The sequence below is a fragment of the Desulfitobacterium dehalogenans ATCC 51507 genome, assembly GCF_000243155.2.
Lineage (GTDB): Bacteria > Bacillota > Desulfitobacteriia > Desulfitobacteriales > Desulfitobacteriaceae > Desulfitobacterium > Desulfitobacterium dehalogenans.
In genome coordinates this window covers 2,619,773-2,638,236 of the sequence record NC_018017.1, presented here as the reverse complement: position 1 = coordinate 2,638,236, position 18,464 = coordinate 2,619,773, and the positions used below count along the sequence as shown (strand labels likewise).

Below are 18,464 nucleotides of genomic sequence, written 5' to 3'. Positions count from 1 at the left end.
TTCATAAATTTTATGGAGAGTTTGATCCTGGCTCAGGACGAACGCTGGCGGCGTGCCTAACACATGCAAGTCGAACGGACTAATTCTTAACACTGAGTTCTTAGTAAGGAGCCAGCGAGAGCGCGAACGTAGTGAAACGAAGAGAGCGCTCCACGCATTATAAAGTGCCAACACACTTATCTAAGGAGAACTTCGGACTAAGGGTTGAGTGTTAAGAATTAGTTAGTGGCGGACGGGTGAGTAACGCGTGGATAACCTACCCAATAGACCGGGACAACCCTTGGAAACGAGGGCTAATACCGGATAAGCTTATCCCATGGCATCATGGGATAAGGAAAGATGGCCTCTGAATATGCTATCGTTAATGGATGGATCCGCGTCTGATTAGCTAGTTGGTGGGGTAAAGGCCTACCAAGGCGACGATCAGTAGCCGGCCTGAGAGGGTGAACGGCCACACTGGGACTGAGACACGGCCCAGACTCCTACGGGAGGCAGCAGTGGGGAATCTTCCGCAATGGACGAAAGTCTGACGGAGCAACGCCGCGTGTACGACGAAGGCCTTCGGGTTGTAAAGTACTGTCTTCAGGGACGAACGGCAGGTATGAAAATATTGTACTTGCATGACGGTACCTGAGGAGGAAGCCCCGGCTAACTACGTGCCAGCAGCCGCGGTAATACGTAGGGGGCAAGCGTTGTCCGGAATCATTGGGCGTAAAGGGCGCGTAGGCGGATGATTAAGTCTGGTGTGAAAACCTAGGGCTCAACCCTGGGACTGCATCGGAAACTGGTTATCTTGAGGACAGGAGAGGAAAGTGGAATTCCACGTGTAGCGGTGAAATGCGTAGATATGTGGAGGAACACCAGTGGCGAAGGCGACTTTCTGGACTGTAACTGACGCTGAGGCGCGAAAGCGTGGGGAGCAAACAGGATTAGATACCCTGGTAGTCCACGCCGTAAACGATGAGTGCTAGGTGTAGAGGGTATCGACCCCCTCTGTGCCGCAGTTAACACACTAAGCACTCCGCCTGGGGAGTACGGCCGCAAGGTTGAAACTCAAAGGAATTGACGGGGGCCCGCACAAGCGGTGGAGCATGTGGTTTAATTCGACGCAACGCGAAGAACCTTACCAAGGCTTGACATCCATAGAATCCCGTGGAAACATGGGAGTGCCCTTCGGGGAGCTATGAGACAGGTGGTGCATGGTTGTCGTCAGCTCGTGTCGTGAGATGTTGGGTTAAGTCCCGCAACGAGCGCAACCCCTATGTTTAGTTGCCAGCAAGTAAGGTTGGGCACTCTAGACAGACTGCCGGTGACAAACCGGAGGAAGGTGGGGATGACGTCAAATCATCATGCCCCTTATGTCTTGGGCTACACACGTGCTACAATGGCCAGTACAGACGGAAGCGAAGCCGTGAGGTGGAGCAAATCCGAGAAAGCTGGTCTCAGTTCGGATTGTTCTCTGCAACTCGAGAACATGAAGTCGGAATCGCTAGTAATCGCAGGTCAGCATACTGCGGTGAATACGTTCCCGGGCCTTGTACACACCGCCCGTCACACCACGAAAGTCTGCAACACCCGAAGCCGGTGAGGTAACCCTTTTGGGAGCTAGCCGTCGAAGGTGGGGCCGATGATTGGGGTGAAGTCGTAACAAGGTAGCCGTATCGGAAGGTGCGGCTGGATCACCTCCTTTCTAAGGAGACATGGTTTCACTCTGGTAGTGAGCATATCCTAAGGTCGATGCTTTGAAGGACGTCATGGAAGCAATGAAGTGAAACGATTCAAAGTTGGAGAAGTCTTAAGAGACTTCTGAAAGCCGAAGAGGCAAAACGGAGCAATCCGTAAAGTATGAGAAATGAAGCTGTTGAAGTTAAAAGCTAACTTGTTGTTTAGTTTTGAGGGACCATAAAGTCTTCTATGGGCTTATAGCTCAGCTGGTTAGAGCGCACGCCTGATAAGCGTGAGGTCGGTGGTTCGAGTCCACCTAGGCCCACCATAAAAGATTAATATTGTGGGGGTATAGCTCAGCTGGGAGAGCACCTGCCTTGCAAGCAGGGGGTCAGCGGTTCGATCCCGCTTACCTCCACCATAATATATCTGGTTTCTCTAATGTTTATTATGTTCTTTGAAAACTGCACAGAGAAGAAGAAAACTGTAATTAGGATAACATCTAAAACCTAGAAGTGGCGGCAAAAAACGTTTGGTCAAGCTACTAAGGGCGTACGGTGGATGCCTAGGCGCTAAGAGTCGAAGAAGGACGCGGCGAGCGGCGAAACGCCACGGGGAGCAGTAAGCATGCCTTGATCCGTGGATATCCGAATGGGGCAACCCATCCAGAGTCATATCTGGATATCTGTAACTGAATCCATAGGTTGCAGAAGACAACCCGGGGAACTGAAACATCTAAGTACCCGGAGGAAGAGAAAGAATAATCGATTCCCTGAGTAGCGGCGAGCGAAACGGGAACAGCCCAAACCAATCCCTTCGGGGGTTGGGGTTGTAGGACCCTCTATTAAGTCTGTATCTCTAGTTGAAGAGGTCTGGAAAGGCCGAGCAAAGAAGGTAACACTCCTGTAGGCGAAAGAGAGAAAGACTGTGAGGGTATCCTGAGTACCGCGGGACACGTGAAACCCCGTGGGAAGCTGGGAGGACCACCTCCCAAGGCTAAATACTCCTTAGCGACCGATAGCGAACCAGTACCGTGAGGGAAAGGTGAAAAGCACCCCGGGAGGGGAGTGAAAGAGAACCTGAAACCGTACGCTTACAAGCAGTCAAAGCACCATAAAGGTGTGATGGCGTGCCTTTTGTAGAATGAACCGGCGAGTTACGGTATGTAGCAAGGTTAAGACGAGAAGTCGGAGCCGAAGCGAAAGCGAGTCTGAAGAGGGCGATGAGTTACATGCTGTAGACCCGAAACCGTGTGATCTACCCATGGACAGGGTGAAGGTGGGGTAAAACCCACTGGAGGCCCGAACTCACTGTCGTTGAAAAGACAGGGGATGAGCTGTGGGTAGGGGAGAAATTCCAATCGAACACGGAGATAGCTGGTTCTCCCCGAAATAGCTTTAGGGCTAGCCTCAATTAATGATTCTTGGCGGTAAAGCACTGAATAGGCTAGGGGCCTTACCGGGTTACCGAACCTTATCAAACTCAGAATGCCAAGAATTTAGATTGGGAGTCAGACTGTGGGGGATAAGCTTCATAGTCAAAAGGGAAACAGCCCAGACCATCAGCTAAGGTCCCCAAGTATACGCTAAGTGGAAAAGGATGTGGAATTGCATAGACAACCAGGATGTTGGCTCAGAAGCAGCCACCATTTAAAGAGTGCGTAATAGCTCACTGGTCGAGTGGTTCTGCGCCGAAAATGTAACGGGGCTCAAGCGTATCACCGAAGCTATGGCTTGGAACGGAATTATTAAGTCTTTAGAAAAGGAGCACTAAGGGAAGTTGCATGAGGAATTTTGCTTCCAATGAGGAAGACAAAGGCTTGAATGAAAGCAAAATTTCCAAATGTCCTCAAGGGGCTCAAGAAAAGCTAAGGGTTTAATAATTCCGTTCCAGGGGTAGGGGAGCGTTCTATTCGCAGCGAAGTCAGACTGTGAGGTCTGGTGGAGTGAATAGAAGTGAGAATGCCGGTATGAGTATGCGAAAAGGTGAGTGAGAATCTCACCCGCCGAAAACCTAAGGATTCCTGGGGAAGGCTCGTCCGCCCAGGGTAAGTCGGGACCTAAGCCGAGGCGTAAAGCGTAGGCGATGGACAACTGGTTGAGATTCCAGTACCACTGAGAAGCGTTTGAGCGATGGGGTGACACAGAAGGATAGGTTAAGCGTGCCGTTGGTTGAGCACGCCCAAGCCCGTAGGGTGTGAGATAGGCAAATCCGTCTCGCGAATAAACCTAAAAGGTGATGGGGAGCGAAATAAGTAGCGAAGTAACCGACTCCAAGCTGTCAAGAAAAGCCTCTAGCGAGCTTACTTAGTGCCCGTACCGTAAACCGACACAGGTAGGTAAGGAGAGAATCCTAAGGCGCGCGAGAAAACCCTCGTTAAGGAACTCGGCAAAATGACCCCGTAACTTCGGGAGAAGGGGTGCTCTAGAGATAGAGCCGCAGAGAAGAGGTCCAGGCGACTGTTTATCAAAAACACAGGTTCCTGCCAATCTGAAAAGAGAAGTATAGGAGCTGACGCCTGCCCGGTGCTGGAAGGTTAAGAGGAGAGGTTAGCCCGAAAGAGCGAAGCTTTGAATTGAAGCCCCAGTAAACGGCGGCCGTAACTATAACGGTCCTAAGGTAGCGAAATTCCTTGTCAGGTAAGTTCTGACCCGCACGAAAGGCGTAACGATCTGGACACTGTCTCAACGAGGGACTCGGCGAAATTGTAATACCCGTGAAGATGCGGGTTACCTGCGACAGGACAGAAAGACCCCATGGAGCTTTACTGTAGCTTGACATTGGACTTTGGTATGAAATGTACAGGATAGGTGGGAGACTAAGAAGCTAGGGCGCCAGCCTTGGTGGAGTCACAGGTGGGATACCACTCTTTTTGTACTGAAGTTCTAACCTAGGCCCCTGAATCGGGGTTGGGGACCGTGTCAGGTGGGCAGTTTGACTGGGGCGGTCGCCTCCTAAAGAGTAACGGAGGCGCCCAAAGGTTCCCTCAGCGCGGATGGAAATCGCGCGAAGAGTGTAAAGGCACAAGGGAGCTTGACTGCGAGACCAACAAGTCGAGCAGGGACGAAAGTCGGGCTTAGTGATCCGGTGGTACCGAGTGGAAGGGCCATCGCTCAACGGATAAAAGCTACCCTGGGGATAACAGGCTTATCTCCCCCAAGAGTCCATATCGACGGGGAGGTTTGGCACCTCGATGTCGGCTCATCGCATCCTGGGGCTGTAGTAGGTCCCAAGGGTTGGGCTGTTCGCCCATTAAAGCGGTACGTGAGCTGGGTTCAGAACGTCGTGAGACAGTTCGGTCCCTATCCGTCGCAGGCGCAGGAAATTTGAGAGGAACTGACCCTAGTACGAGAGGACCGGGTTGGACGGATCACTGGTGTACCAGTTGTCTCGCCAGAGGCAGTGCTGGGTAGCTATATCCGGATCGGATAAGCGCTGAAAGCATCTAAGCGCGAAGCCGGCCTCAAGATGAGATTTCCCACAGCGTAAGCTGGTAAGACCCCTGAAAGATGATCAGGTAGATAGGCCCGGAGTGGAAGTGCGGCGACGCATGGAGCGGACGGGTACTAATCGGTCGAGGGCTTGACCTAACGTAAGGTCATGGAAAGGTCACCTCACTGAGGGGCTCAAGACTAAGGTGAGGAAAGATGGACGCTTAATTACAGTGAAGAAAACTCTGTGTAGTTTTGAGGGAACAGGAAGTTCACTCAAAGATAACCACATAAAGATCTGGTGACTATACCGGAGGGGTACCACCCGTTCCCATCCCGAACACGGAAGTTAAGACCTTCAGGGCTGATGATACTTGGACCGCAGGGTCCTGGGAAAGTAAGTCGTTGCCAGGTAGGTAGAGTGAAGAGACCGTCTGTAGTAGATGGTCTCTTTGCTTTTCACTGCGTGAAAACTAAAGTGCATGATGCTGTGGGGCGCCTGGGAAAGTAATATCCACGAGACAGGAGCCTTCGTCCGTGGACGACGCGTGGCGAAAGGCTCGTCCGCCTTCCGTGTTGCCAGGTAAGAGAATAGATTTTGCAGGCCAAATTTCCAAACGTTTGGAAATTTGGCCTGCAAAGTCTATTTTCTTGCGATTACCTTTAGCCAAATCATATCGAACATACGTTCTGTATGTAGTACTCTGTAAGCATAGTTATGGAATTGCAAAATCGGATTCGTGTCCGATTTTATCCTTCTAGAAAAAACAATTTGAGCAAGAAGCTCTGGGGCTGGTACTACCCCTACGCCTGCTTCAAAGTGATTAATGGGCTACAAATACACAGAGTACCAATGGTATACTGTATTTGAGGTTCATCTATATAAGAAATAGGGACTTTAAAGAATAGTTAGTGGGGGATTGAGCGGGATATGGAGATCAAAACGGTAGCAATTATCGGCTTAGGTGCTATGGGAATATTGTATGGAAGTCATCTTGCAAAGAAAATGCCCCAGGCTGACTTAAGAATTATTGCCGATCAGCAGAGAATAGATAGATATATAAAGGATTCGATTTTTTGTAATGGGCAACAGTGTGAGTTCCACTATGTGACGCCGGAGGAAAAGACCTCACCGGCAGATCTGGTTCTATTTACGGTAAAGCACAGTGGGTTGGAAGATGCTATCCGGGCAGTCAAGAATCAAGTGGGGAAAAATACTCTTATTTTGTCTGCTTTAAATGGGATTACCAGTGAGGCTAGGATTAGTCAGATTTATGGCCACGACAAAGTCTTATACTCTGTTGCCCAGGGAATGGATGCGGTCAAAGAGGGGAATAGATTGACTTATGCCCATATGGGTTTTCTTTGTTTTGGCGATCGGGAGCCCGGAAGCAGCTCATCTAAGGTTAAAAGAGTGGCAGACTTTTTTGCGAAGATGGAATTCCCTTATCTCGTTGATACTGATATGCCAAAGCGCCTGTGGGGTAAATTGATGCTCAATGTGGGTGTCAACCAGGCGGTGGCTGTCTATGGCAGCAATTATGGTGTTATACAAAGAGAAGGGCAGGCCAGGGATACGATGATTGCAGCGATGAGAGAGGTCATTGTCTTAGCGGAAAAAGAGGACATTGACTTAAGCGAAGCTGATCTGGATTATTGGTTAGGGGTCCTCAGCCAATTAAGCCCGGAAGGAAAACCTTCAATGCGTCAGGATGTTGAAGCCGGACGTTATAGCGAAGTGGAGCTTTTTGCTGGTACAGTCATAGAACTGGGGAAAAAGTATGGGATTACTACACCGGTGAATCAGAGCCTTTACGATCAAATAAAGGCTGTGGAGGTCGGCTATTAGGGAATTCATTATAGGCATTAGGATATACAGATTTTTATCGGCGATCAAACCTTTAGAGTTTATCGCCGTTTTGTATATTTTTTATTTTTTTCTGTAATAAACGACAACGCTTTCTTACTAAGTAGGTAGAAGCAAGAGAAAGGCGGTGGTCTGGGTGATGCTGCGATGAGAAACCTGAAAGAAATGTATATAGAACTTAGGGAGCCGATCTTTGGCTATCTTTTGCGACTATCGGGTGAATATGACCTGGCAGAGGGCTTAACAGTCAGGGCAAGTTGTGGATATCAATATAACCAAGCCTATCCCTGACACAGAGGCCATAGTGACTTTTGAAAAGGTGTGGTATACCCCGTCTTATACCTATGTGCTCTATACGGTCACGGAACGAACCAAAACTATTTGATGGCGTCGCAGAGGGTTATTGATATACCTCCCGAAGACTATGCCAGAAATAATTTATCTATGGAGCCTTTAAGTAAAAGGTGGGGAGGTGTCTCTTCGGAGGGATATCATCAGATCATGGTGTTTATGGGTTATCATACTCCGGTTCCGGCACAGGAACTTACGTTAACCGTTTCCAACTGGATCATCCCTGAAGGTTTTATAAGGTCTGACGGGCAAGTTGCAGGACTTAGTTATGAATCCATTGTTCCTGGTGATGCTCCGGATTCCTTCAAGTTTATCTTCTCTGCTCAACCATTGAACCAGTGGCCAGGTAAAGTATCCTTGGATATCAGAGCTATCCAATTCAAAACCTCTGAGGTCATAAATATACCTGTAGATTGGTCATTTTATGTAAGTAAAGAAGGCCAAATCGAGGTTACTGAGGAGCAGGTCCCGGCAGTAGCCTTCTAAGACGGTATGGTCAGATTATCGAGTATCGATCCAACCAGTTGGCTGGAACTGGAGATTGTGGAGCCGCCCCAAAAGCTTCTAAACAAGCTGCCCTATATTATCATGGCCCCGGAGACTGTCTTTGTAGATCACTTTAACTACTATTCCTCAGGACTGAAAATTACGAATGAACATGGAGAAGTGCTTGAGGTTGGAAGTAGAGGAAGTTTTCATAATGGAGGCAGAATGGGTGTAGGTTTCGAAATGGATAGTAAAGATGAATTGTGGAAGACCAGTAAGAAAATCACCATAACCATTAATCAGCCTGAGGCACACTTAGTTGTCAATCAGGAAATAGAACTAAATTGAAGCTACCTGGCTTAGATGAAAGAGATAGGGCCTGCGCCTACGTTTATCCGAACGTTTGGCGACAGGCCTTCCTGCCTGAATGGTGATCATTTAGAATCAATATAAACAAACACTATCTCCATCATTTAAAAAATGAATGTTGGCAAATATAGTAGTTATCAGTGAATCGTGATAGAATCGTGATGGATGATACAATGAGTTTTAATGCCAAGTTTGTAAAGCATGAGGTAAAGCCTATGATAGAAAATGCTAACTTTGCTAAAACATTGTTAAGTAAAGAAGAAGAAAGTTTTATTTTGCAATTTGGAACTATCGTGCATTATCACCGAGGACAAGTAATTTTTTCTGAAAGTGATACGGCTGATCGTGTCTACTATATCAAGGAAGGCTATGTAAGGATATTCCGGGTATCCCCATATGGTAAAAAGGTTACTGTTGGAAGTATAAGATCATCGGGACAACTAATGGGGCTTGCGGAGACGCTATATAGAGGGGATCGGACTTGTTTTGCAAGTGCCATTAACAAGGTTACATTAGTAGTAGTACGGCATCGCCAATTTATGGACTTACTTGTGAAATATCCGTCAATTGCGATTAAAGCTTCAATAACTCTTGCGATCAGAATGCGAGAGGCAGAACAAATAATCGAAGAAATGGCTTGTTTTCAAGTACCTGGGAGACTAGCGATGTTTTTAGTAAAAATGGCTAAACGAATGGGGGTCGATACTCCTAAAGGTACGAAAATAAACTTTCGGTTAACTCATGAGGAGATTGCCTACATGATAGGTACCTCCAGACAGAATGTTACTTCGCTGCTGAATGTCTTTAAGGATGAGAATAGTATAGCTATTGAGGATAAGGAATTATATATAGTGGACTTTGAAAAACTAAATAATTGGATAGTTTAACTTAAATATTAGAGAAGGATGTCTCCGGTTAGTCAGTGTAAGGACTAAATCAGGAGGCATCTTTTTTATTTGGCAAGATCGTTATGTCATTTTCCTGACATAAAAAGTGTTAAATAAATGACATAAATGTTGTCATTTTCTTAGCATGCATTTTTTTATAGTTATGATAAATTTCTTTTATAGCCTAATAAAAGTGAAAGGGGGAACAGGAACAAGGACCGGGCTGTAATCAATTCAACTTTAAGAAAGGGTCTTGACATTGATGCATATTTCTAAACTTCTGAATTTCCTCAAAGATCCTCACTCCCAAAAAATTCAGCAGCACAAGAAAAGGTATCAGGAATTGGATGAACTTTTAAAAGTCGCGGTGGATATTAAAGATGCAGCAGCTTTTAAGTCAATCCAGGCAGAAATGAGAGAAGTATTTTTTGAGTACCTGACAGCTCTGGGAGTCGACTCGCTTTATAAGTTTTCTCCCCATCTCGTCCTGGCATGTTTGATTAGTTTAAAATTCGAAACGATCACTATTCCTCTTTTTAACTGGCAAGTAAGTACGGTATTCGCTTATCTAAGTATGTACTTTTTATTTCATTTAGTATTAAAAACCGCTTGCCAGACTGATTATGACCATACTCGCTAAAGTAGCACGGGATAATTTTCAGGTTAATAACTGAAAAATAAAAAAGTAGGAGGAGAATAGTATGCATTTTCCATTAGCCGGCGTTGATGCAAATCCCATTTTTTTAGTCCTTTGGGGGGTTTTTATCGGATATGTATTTACATCCGTTGGAGCAGCAGGAGGTATCCTGGCAGGTGTAGGGCATATGAGTATTTTCGGACTTAAAAATGCCAATATGGTAAAGCCTATGAATCAAATTTTGACCCTTGTCACCCCTATAGTAGGTACCCCTCTCTATTTTAGAGAACGCAGAGTTGTTATTCCGACCGCAATCGTTTTGGGTTTGGGTGGAATCATTGGTGCGATGATAGGATCTTCTCTCTCTCACTCTTTATTAAAAGATATGAATGTCTTTCAGCCTTTTTTTGGACTGGTAACTTTGGGTATTTCATTTCGAATTGCTTATGAATGTACAAATAGATTTATAAATAGCCAAAAGAAAGTAAAGCAAGCCAATGACAACTTTGCTAAAAAGGTTAAGGAACTCGGTGAACAAGGAAAATTAAACGAGATCAAGGAAATCGGTGTTAGGTTCCAAAAAACCGGTATCAAGAACAGCTTTACTTTTTCAGGCGAAGAATTCACGTATAATGCCATTGTTGTATTTATTGCGGGGCTATTAGTTGCCATTCTGTCTGCTTCTTTGGGAGTAGGCGGCGGATTCTTACTTGTTCCTTTCATGACCAGCATACTTGGATTCCCAATGTATATTGTAGCCGGAACCTCAGCCTTATCCATATTGGTATCTTCATCAACCAGTATTCTAAACTACCTTTCTATGGGAAGTTCCTTAGACCTTACCTTTTTGGCCTTTGAATTAGTTGGTGTTGCGATCGGAACAGTTGTAGCGGCCAGAGTATCAAAGTATATCAATGCCCGTTATATGAAAATGCTCTTAGGTGTTCTTTTATTCTATATTGGTTTGAAATATTTCTTGCCGGTATTTGGTATTCATATCTAAAGATATTTAGTCTAATTATTTGTGATAGTGGTAATTTTAGCGTATTGGGGTGTAAGTGAATCACAGAGCATCAGTGGATATTCGAGGAGGGCCTGTAGTAATGATATTAGAGAATTCTCCAAAGACATCGTGGAATAGGACTTCAAAGCACCCTAAAGTTCATCATACAGCCTATGTTCATCCGACGGCTGTATTGATCGGTGATGTCAGAGTCTGTGAGAATGTAATGATTTGCCCCAATGTAGTGCTTCGGGCGGATGAGGGATTAACTATTATCATTGGTGCAGGAGCCAATATTCAAGACGGGGTGATTATGCACTGCCTGAAGGGTGGATCTATTGAGATTGGTCAGGGCTGCAGCATAGCTCATTGTGCCTTGGTACACGGACCGGCCCTTATTGGCAGGGAAACATTTGTGGGTTTTAGAGCGATAGTTCACAATGCTAAACTCGGTAAAAATTCATTTGTATCTCATGGTGCAATGGTCCTAAATGTAGAGCTGCCTGATGATAGTTCAGTTCCTGTGGGCAGGATCATTCAATCTGAAGCAGAGACCAGGGAACTTCCAGCGATCGCTCTGCAGGAAATCAGCTTTAAGCATGAAGTTCAGCAGATTAACAAAGAACTTGGCAGGGGATACAGAGAAAGAGATGATGAGATATTTGCTCAGGTGGCTATGGGAGCTGAGTAAAAACAAAATCAAGGCGGGACTATGCACAGAATCAGTTATAAAGCTATGTCCCGCTTCTATCCAATCGAAATCCTCAATCAGATTACTTTTTTAACGAAAGAAAGGTAAAGGGTATGAATACAGCAGTATTTGAGAAACACTTCCCATTGATTGATACTCTTAGAACGTATAAGAAAGAGTATATCAAAAAAGATATAACTGCCGCATTGACCGTAGCAGTGATTGCTGTTCCCCAATCTATGGCTTATGCACTCATAGCAGGAGTCAACCCGGTCTATGGTCTTTATACGGCAATTGTGTCAACAATTTTATGCTCGCTTTTTTCCAGCTCCAACCACTTAATTGGAGGGCCAACCAATGCTATTGCCCTCCTGGTAGCGAGTAGTATGAAAAATCATATGGCATTGGAAAACGCTTATGAGATACTCTTTCTCTTGACCTTTTTGGTTGGTGCGTTGCAATTGCTTTTTGGAATATTAAAACTTGGTAAGTTAATTAATTTTGTCTCCCATTCGGTGATTGTTGGTTTTACCGCCGGTGCAGCCGTACTGATCGGATTAGGCCAATTGAACTCATTTCTTGGTATTTCAATCCCTAACTCATCGGAAATGTCTACCCTCAATAAATTGCTTTATTTAGTGACTCATTTAGAAAAGGTTAATTATTACGCACTGGGGTTAGGCTTACTCTCTATTCTTGTAATCGTGATTTGTAAAAGGATTAACAAAAACCTGCCTGGTGCCTTACTGGGAGTCTGCCTCTCGTCCGTTTTGGTAGTAGTATTTTCTATGGAGCAATTTGGGGTAAAGCTCACCGGAACTATTCCATCTCAGTTGCCTCCTTTTAAAATGATAAGCTTTGACTTTGGACTTGCCGGTGAATTAATGAGCGGCGCTATCGCAATTGCCATTATTGCTTTGGTAGAGGCTATTTCAATCTCCAAGGCAATTGCCTCCCAATCCAGACAAAAAATTGATGCCAATCAGGAGATCATGGGACAAGGAATCACCAATGTGGTCGCTCCCTTCTTTCAATGTTTTCCGGGGACCGGATCGTTCAGCCGCTCTGCTATCAACTTCCAAAGCGGCGCCGCCACACGTATAGCCGGCATTCTTTCGGGAGTTTTTGTGGCCATCGTGCTTCTTTTTCTAGGATCTTATGCCAAGTATATTCCCATGGCGAGTTTAGCCGGCGTGATTTTAAACATTGCCTATAATATGGTCAATAGGGCCGAAATCAAAAGAATATTTAAATTAAATAAAGCAGATGCCTTAGTCATGGGTACGACAGCCGTTGCGGCAGTAGTATTACCTCACTTGGATACAGCGGTTTATTTAGGGATTGCTGTCTCAATTATGATCTATCTTAGGGAAGGGAGCAAAGTTCATATCAAGATCCTTACCCCTGCTCAGGGAAAAGAGAATACCTTCATCGAAAAAGAGATACAATCTGTTGAAGCAAAAGTAGATACACTTATTGTGCATATTCAAGGCAATCTTTACTTTGGTTGTGCGGATGAGCTGGAAAAGAAGCTGGATTTACTTGTTGGCAAAGCCAGTATTGTTATCATTCGCATGAAAAGAGTGAATAGCATCGATGTAACCTCCCTGGATACCATGAAACTGTTTGTCCAAAAGATAAAAGAAACAGGCGGGAAAGTCATCATATCCGGTGTGAGTTCAAGTGTGGATAAATTGCTGACAGAATCGAAGCTTGCCCAGGAAATAGGTGAGGAAAACATTTTTATTTCTCAAGAAGATTTATTCGCATCATCCAATGAGGCTTTAAAAAGAGCAAAATATTTTCTGGATTACGATATAAGCAAAGTTAAAGAAATGTTTAGCAATAGCGCATTTATATTTAATGATCAATTTGATTCACCAAGACAAGCCGTTTCGCAGAACACTAATTAGGAAGGAGACGCTCATGCGCAAAATCTATTTTCAACCCCAACGATGTGACGGATGCTTAGCTTGTGAGCAAGTTTGCCGTGAAAAGCACTCCAAAACCCAGAGCTTATTTAACTCTAAAGTTGAGATACCTTTAGCAAAACCACATATTAGACTATCAGGATTAGATGGTCGTTATTCAGTATCTATTTGTCAAAACTGTGTTCATGCTTCCTGTGTGGAAGCTTGTATGGCGGGTGCCCTGAGGTATTCCGATGAAGGAAATGTCATACATGATGCAGAGCAATGTGTGGGGTGCTATATGTGTGTTATGGTTTGCCCTTTTGCCGCAATCGCTCCTCAAGAAACAACTGGTAAAGCCGGAAAGTGTCAATTATGCCTGGATGAAGAACAACCACCTTGTGTTTTAGCTTGTTCGAGGAAGGCGCTCCTCTTTGGTACTTCTGCGGAGTATGAAGAAGAAATTGAAGGTGATCTAATATGCATTATGTGATTATTGGCAACAGCGCAGCGGGAATTTTCGCAGCCGAGACGATCCGCGGACTCGATCCATGGGGGAAAATAACGATGATCTCCGAAGAAGACAATCGACCTTATTCACGCTGCTTAACCTCCTATTATATCGGGAAAGAAATCGATAAAGAGCGCATTTATATTCGGGATGCCAATTTCTATGCCGAAACAGGCATCGACTTCATTCCGCAAAAGGTTGAACAACTGAATGATGCAGAGAAAAGCGTCACATTACAATCAGGGGAAGTTATCAGCTATGATAAGCTCTTAATTGCCACAGGTGCTTCTCCCTACTCCTTACCGGTAGAAGGACTTGATTTGGAAGGAGTATTCGAGCTTCGTACTCTGGCAGATGCACGTAAGATCATGGATTTTGCTCCACATGTCAAGGAAGCGGTGGTCATGGGGGCTGGATTAGTAGGACTTAAGGGGGCCCATGGACTTCATGAACTCGGCATTAAGGTTTCAATCATCGTTAATTCCCGGATCATGTCCAGATCGGTTGATCCTCATACAGGGCAAATTATAACCGAGTTATTAGAGAAGGATGGGTATGAAATCATCTACAACACGAAATTAAGCAAGATTTTGGGCGAAAACAAAGTAGAAGGAGTTAGTCTAAGCTCCGGAAGGGAAATTCCTTGTCAATTGGTTTTAATGGCTGCCGGAGTTAGCCCCAATGTTGATCTGGTAAAAAACACCGGTGTAAAGGTTAATAACGGGATTATAGTAGATAAGCATATGCAAACGACAGTTCCCGATATCTATGCAGCGGGAGATGTTGCCGAAGCTTATCATGCTGTTTGGGATGAAAAACGAGTTATTTCCATCTGGCCTGTGGCGACAGCACAAGGAACCGTTGCCGGAAGTAATATGGCTGGAGTCGAGAGAGTTTACGAAGGAGCCGTTGGCTCTAATTCGGCAGTGTTTTGCGGCGTTGGCGTCGTTTCGGCGGGAATTCCCTATCTGCCCACCGGAGAAGGAAAAGAGTTGAGCACTTATGATAAAGTAACCAAACGTTATCGGAAGTTTATTGTTAAAGATGACATTTTGGTTGGCATGATCATGGTGGGCGATATTGATGGTGCCGGCATTCTAACCTCAATGATCAAGCAAAAAACCAAAGTAAGCTTGGATACCTTAAACTATTGGCTCAATCATCCTGTTCGGTTTCAGGGGTATAGTTTAGCAGAAGCAAAAGGGGGAAATTTCTATGGCATATGTTAGAGTCCAGGGGCTTCATAGAAATAGAACCCCTATGCCTAACAGTGACAAGGTCAAAACCTCAATTTGTTGCCTTTGTAACGGTGGGTGTGGTCTTAAAGTTCAGATAGGCTCTCATGGAAATGTGGAAGCTATTTATGGTGATCCGGATAATCCCTATAATAAAGGCAAAATATGCCCTAAACCCATAGAAATTATTGAAAACTTGCATGGTCCGGAACGAGTTCAATACCCTATGAAGAAGGTTAATGGTGAATTTGTTCGGATTAGCTGGGAGGAAGCTATCGATACCATAGCTAAGAAGTATAAGGAGCTCTCAGACAACTTCGGCACAGGTTCTATTATCGGCATGACCTCTAAAATTGGAGGATCCTTTAGCAAGTTTGCCTTAAAGATCTTTAGCGAAATAGCCGGTTTTGCCAACTATGGCACCGGACCCATTTGTTTCAGCTCAGAGGAAAAAGTCAGAAAAGAAATGTTCGGCAAGGCAGCGGCTACGGCTCCTCTTCATGATGTCATTTACGCAAAGATTGTCTTAAACATTGGCAATAACTGTGCGCAAACGAAAGCTGGCCAATTTCATTGGCTGCAGGAAGGTCAAAAACATGGCGCCAAAATAATTACCATCGATACCCGTTATACTGAAACAGCTCAACTAAGTGATCAATTTATTCAAATTAACCCGGGAACTGATGGTGCTTTAGGCATGGCCCTTTTGCACCTGGTCATCAAGAATAAGCACTATGACGAAGAATTTGTTCATATTAATGTGAATGGCTTTGAGGAACTGGCTGAAGCTGTTAAGGATTTCACAGCGGAGAAGGCAGCAAAGATAACAGGGATACCACAAAAGGTCATTGAAGACTTAGCTCATGAGCTGGGAACACAAAAACCTGCCATCATGTGGCCGGGACGGGGAATTGTTTGTGTAAATAATGCCGAGCACGCCTTAATGGCCTTTGAATCCTTAATGGCCATTCTCGGCAATGTTGGCAAGCCGGGTTCGGGAGTAGTTTCCCATCTCAACGGGTATGGGCAGCCGGCTAATTTGATTAAGCCTGAACATGTCGTAAAGCCAAGCTTCAAGCTTCCGGCTGACAAGGTCATTGAGGGTATGGAGAGCGGCCAAATAAAAATGATGTATATTGCGGGTAACCCTTGTGCTAACTGGCCTGAGAGTAGCCGCATGAAAAAAGCCATAGGTAATCTTGAATTGGTTGTATCTCACACCTTAACCCTTGATGACTCTGCCAGTTTAGCCCATATTGTCTTACCGGCAACTCATTGGCTGGAAGAAGCAGGTATGCAACCGGGAATTCACAGAGTCATGCAATGGCGAGATAAAGCAGTCGAGCCTTATGGCGAAGCAAAACCGGCTGCCGAAGTATTTAAATTAATTGCGGAAAAAATGGGACTTCCTTCAGAGTATTTCCCCGATACACCCGAAGAAGCCTGGGATGTAGAACGGAAGCTTATTGGGAGTATTAGTGCCATTACAGTTGAAAAAATGACCGAAAAGCCCGGTGGTGTTCATTATCCTTACCCTGAAGGGGGAGAAGAAAATCACAGACTGTATAGCAAGGGATTCAATACCTCTTCTAAGAAGGTTGAATTATTAAGAGAAAAAGGGATTGTGCTCAAATACAGAGATCCTCTTGAATCCCCGGGCAATGAATCGGTGAGCCGTGAAGATTATCCTTATTTTGTTAGCTCTGTTAAGGTGGCAGCCCATTATCATACACAATGTCAATACAGCAAATTGGCACGAGAATTCGAAAAGCCCTATGTTGAGATTCATCCCCAGACGGCAGTTAAGATTGGCATTAAGGATGACGAGACTATCCGAATTGAAACACCGACAGGGGCAATTTCCTTACCTGTTAAGTTAACTTACTCCGTGCCTCAAAATCATTTCTTTACTCAACCCTACTTTGGCAAAAGATATAACTTAGACCCGATCAATACACTATTGCCCAGCGTACTAGATCAGCCCGGAGGGAATTTCCCTCATAAAAACATATTATGCAGGGCTTATCCCGAAGGGGGATGTGAAAAATGAGCGACATGGCAATGTTAATCGATAGCACGACTTGTATTGGATGCAAAGCATGTTTGGCAGCATGCAAGCAGGAGAATGGTCTTGCTCCAGGTAATAACTACCTGAAAATGATTCCGGTCGAATTTCTAAATAACCACTATGTAAGGTATTATGCCCATGTGTCCTGCCGTCATTGCAGTGAGCCACAATGCGCAGCGGTTTGCCCGGTGGGAGCAATTAAACGCTCTGATGACGGTGTCGTAGTTCATAATGAATTGTTATGCATTGGCTGTCAGGTATGTGCATCGGTTTGTTCTTACGCAGCCATGAGAATCATGAATAACGGCATTGTTGGTAAATGCAGTCTGTGTAAAGAGCGCATAAGTTCCGGTTTATCCCCGGCCTGTGTCTCTATTTGCCCCGCCAGCGCCAGGGTGTTTGATGCAAAAGAAAAGGTGGTTAGGCTTGCCAGGGAAAGAGAAATTGAAGCGGAGAAAAAAGGCTATATGGCAAAAATTGATGGGATTGATACTGAAAATAAGGTGTTAACTTTACTCCCGGGAAGATAGTTGCCGGACACAGTCTGACGCCCCCCTGACTATGGTAAAAGACCGTCTGTTATGACGGCCTTTTGCTTTTACTCCTAGAAACTTTTATGGATGAGGTTTATTTTTCTCCGTAATATGTGCTGCTTTGTCGCCTAAACAGATAGCTGAGTCCCCAGAGGATGATAAGTGCAGCGGCGCCGATTAAAAGCCAAAGGGAGGTTGAATTGATCAAACCCAAATAGATGAGGGCGGTCCCTAAATAATAGGGGATAATGGTTACGGCACCCGTCCAGACATAGGGCCATAGTTTTACCGACGGCATAACACCAGCGATATAGCCCACTGCGTGGGCGGGAAAAGGAATAAGACGGGCAATAAATAGCCCTAAGGTCCCCTTACTGTCAATCCAATGATCTACCGCTTCAAAAAGTTGTGGAGAAAATATCTTCTGGAAGAAATCTTTCAAGTAATAATGAGCAAGATAGTAGAGGATAAAGGTACTTAAGGTATATCCTATCCAGGAATAAAGGGCTCCCCAGAACACACCGAAGATCTTAAGCAAGAGAATAAAAAATCCCTCGGAAGGTATGGGGGTCATACAAAGTGCTCCCATAATCAGAATGGCAAGGACAATACCGCCGGGTCCCCAGGATTGGATCAGGGTAGAGAGTTCATTTCTGCGGTCGAGATAGAAAAAGAGGACAATCAGTAAAGTAGAAATGATAAGAATTAAGGTAAGCCAAATATTATTTTTACCATGAGTAGTCTGAACCTTCAAGCTGTTTACCACCTTCCTTGGGGAACAAGCGTTTTTTGTATGCCCTTTGGCACTGAGTAAAAAAAC

Annotated in this window: 14 protein-coding genes, 2 tRNA genes and 3 rRNA genes; 18 read left to right on the top strand and 1 reads right to left on the bottom strand. The window is 44.9% G+C overall.

Annotated features, from left to right (window positions below; all coding sequences use genetic code 11):
- The first annotated feature begins 9 nt into the window (after window positions 1-9).
- The 18 genes from DESDE_RS12725 (at window position 10) to DESDE_RS12650 (ending at window position 17,641) form a co-directional block, all read left to right on the top strand.
- Window positions 10-1,690, top strand: a 16S ribosomal RNA gene (locus DESDE_RS12725).
- A gap of 226 nt (window positions 1,691-1,916) precedes the next feature.
- A tRNA-Ile gene (locus DESDE_RS12720) sits at window positions 1,917-1,993 on the top strand.
- Between the two features lie 17 nt (window positions 1,994-2,010).
- Window positions 2,011-2,086 (top strand) — tRNA-Ala (locus DESDE_RS12715).
- Between the two features lie 113 nt (window positions 2,087-2,199).
- Window positions 2,200-5,255, top strand: a 23S ribosomal RNA gene (locus DESDE_RS12710).
- Between the two features lie 138 nt (window positions 5,256-5,393).
- Window positions 5,394-5,510 (top strand): 5S ribosomal RNA (gene rrf, locus DESDE_RS12705).
- The 16S, 23S and 5S rRNA genes sit together here with 2 tRNA genes alongside, the layout of an rRNA operon.
- A 517-nt stretch (window positions 5,511-6,027) precedes the next feature.
- Entirely contained in the window at window positions 6,028-6,945 is a 918-nt protein-coding gene (locus DESDE_RS12700; RefSeq protein WP_014794427.1) for a ketopantoate reductase family protein, read from the top strand.
- 165 nt (window positions 6,946-7,110) lie between these two features.
- On the top strand, window positions 7,111-7,254 hold the full coding sequence (locus DESDE_RS21920; protein ID WP_162470825.1) for a hypothetical protein: 144 nt from the start codon (window positions 7,111-7,113) through the stop codon (window positions 7,252-7,254).
- Between the two features lie 90 nt (window positions 7,255-7,344).
- Window positions 7,345-7,800 carry a hypothetical protein gene (locus tag DESDE_RS22565; protein WP_242831243.1) on the top strand — a complete coding sequence of 152 codons (456 nt, stop codon included), beginning with the start codon at window positions 7,345-7,347 and terminating at the stop codon, window positions 7,798-7,800.
- A 6-nt stretch (window positions 7,801-7,806) separates the two neighbouring features.
- Window positions 7,807-8,148: a hypothetical protein gene (locus tag DESDE_RS22560; protein ID WP_242831242.1), complete on the top strand. Its 342-nt coding sequence runs from the start codon at window positions 7,807-7,809 to the stop codon at window positions 8,146-8,148.
- A 236-nt stretch (window positions 8,149-8,384) separates the two neighbouring features.
- Window positions 8,385-9,056: a Crp/Fnr family transcriptional regulator gene (locus DESDE_RS12690; protein ID WP_028305567.1), complete on the top strand. Its 672-nt coding sequence runs from the start codon at window positions 8,385-8,387 to the stop codon at window positions 9,054-9,056.
- Window positions 9,057-9,318: 262 nt separating this feature from the next.
- A complete protein-coding gene (locus tag DESDE_RS12685) occupies window positions 9,319-9,696 on the top strand; it encodes a hypothetical protein (RefSeq protein WP_014794425.1) in 378 nt (125 codons plus the stop codon).
- 61 nt (window positions 9,697-9,757) lie between these two features.
- Window positions 9,758-10,696 carry a sulfite exporter TauE/SafE family protein gene (locus tag DESDE_RS12680; protein WP_014794424.1) on the top strand — a complete coding sequence of 313 codons (939 nt, stop codon included), beginning with the start codon at window positions 9,758-9,760 and terminating at the stop codon, window positions 10,694-10,696.
- A 100-nt stretch (window positions 10,697-10,796) separates the two neighbouring features.
- Window positions 10,797-11,387 (top strand): gamma carbonic anhydrase family protein, encoded by a 591-nt coding sequence (locus DESDE_RS12675; protein WP_014794423.1) that lies wholly within the window; start codon window positions 10,797-10,799, stop codon window positions 11,385-11,387.
- Window positions 11,388-11,500: 113 nt separating this feature from the next.
- Window positions 11,501-13,300 carry a SulP family inorganic anion transporter gene (locus DESDE_RS12670; protein ID WP_014794422.1) on the top strand — a complete coding sequence of 600 codons (1,800 nt, stop codon included), beginning with the start codon at window positions 11,501-11,503 and terminating at the stop codon, window positions 13,298-13,300.
- 13 nt (window positions 13,301-13,313) lie between these two features.
- The gene (locus tag DESDE_RS12665; protein WP_014794421.1) at window positions 13,314-13,790 is read left to right on the top strand and encodes a 4Fe-4S dicluster domain-containing protein; all 477 of its coding nucleotides are present in this window, start codon (window positions 13,314-13,316) and stop codon (window positions 13,788-13,790) included.
- Entirely contained in the window at window positions 13,778-15,037 is a 1,260-nt protein-coding gene (locus tag DESDE_RS12660) for an NAD(P)/FAD-dependent oxidoreductase (RefSeq protein WP_014794420.1), read from the top strand. The genes DESDE_RS12665 and DESDE_RS12660 overlap by 13 nt, the downstream gene beginning before the upstream one ends.
- Complete coding sequence (locus tag DESDE_RS12655; RefSeq protein WP_014794419.1) at window positions 15,024-17,093, top strand: molybdopterin-containing oxidoreductase family protein; 2,070 nt, start codon at window positions 15,024-15,026, stop codon at window positions 17,091-17,093. Before DESDE_RS12660 ends, DESDE_RS12655 begins: the two co-directional genes overlap by 14 nt.
- On the top strand, window positions 17,090-17,641 hold the full coding sequence (locus DESDE_RS12650) for a 4Fe-4S dicluster domain-containing protein (protein ID WP_014794418.1): 552 nt from the start codon (window positions 17,090-17,092) through the stop codon (window positions 17,639-17,641). Before DESDE_RS12655 ends, DESDE_RS12650 begins: the two co-directional genes overlap by 4 nt.
- A gap of 97 nt (window positions 17,642-17,738) precedes the next feature.
- On the opposite strand, the gene DESDE_RS12645 is transcribed toward DESDE_RS12650, so the two are convergent.
- A complete protein-coding gene (locus DESDE_RS12645) occupies window positions 17,739-18,398 on the bottom strand; it encodes a TVP38/TMEM64 family protein (protein ID WP_014794417.1) in 660 nt (219 codons plus the stop codon).
- Window positions 18,399-18,464 lie beyond the last annotated feature (66 nt).

Coding starts and splice junctions, on each gene's coding strand:
- DESDE_RS12700 (WP_014794427.1), top strand. CDS start 6,028: ATGGAGATCAAAACGGTAGCAATTATCGGCTTAGGTGCTATGGGAATA.
- DESDE_RS21920 (WP_162470825.1), top strand. CDS start 7,111: ATGAGAAACCTGAAAGAAATGTATATAGAACTTAGGGAGCCGATCTTT.
- DESDE_RS22560 (WP_242831242.1), top strand. CDS start 7,807: ATGGTCAGATTATCGAGTATCGATCCAACCAGTTGGCTGGAACTGGAG.
- DESDE_RS12690 (WP_028305567.1), top strand. CDS start 8,385: ATGATAGAAAATGCTAACTTTGCTAAAACATTGTTAAGTAAAGAAGAA.
- DESDE_RS12685 (WP_014794425.1), top strand. CDS start 9,319: ATGCATATTTCTAAACTTCTGAATTTCCTCAAAGATCCTCACTCCCAA.
- DESDE_RS12680 (WP_014794424.1), top strand. CDS start 9,758: ATGCATTTTCCATTAGCCGGCGTTGATGCAAATCCCATTTTTTTAGTC.
- DESDE_RS12675 (WP_014794423.1), top strand. CDS start 10,797: ATGATATTAGAGAATTCTCCAAAGACATCGTGGAATAGGACTTCAAAG.
- DESDE_RS12670 (WP_014794422.1), top strand. CDS start 11,501: ATGAATACAGCAGTATTTGAGAAACACTTCCCATTGATTGATACTCTT.
- DESDE_RS12665 (WP_014794421.1), top strand. CDS start 13,314: ATGCGCAAAATCTATTTTCAACCCCAACGATGTGACGGATGCTTAGCT.
- DESDE_RS12660 (WP_014794420.1), top strand. CDS start 13,778: ATGCATTATGTGATTATTGGCAACAGCGCAGCGGGAATTTTCGCAGCC.
- DESDE_RS12655 (WP_014794419.1), top strand. CDS start 15,024: ATGGCATATGTTAGAGTCCAGGGGCTTCATAGAAATAGAACCCCTATG.
- DESDE_RS12650 (WP_014794418.1), top strand. CDS start 17,090: ATGAGCGACATGGCAATGTTAATCGATAGCACGACTTGTATTGGATGC.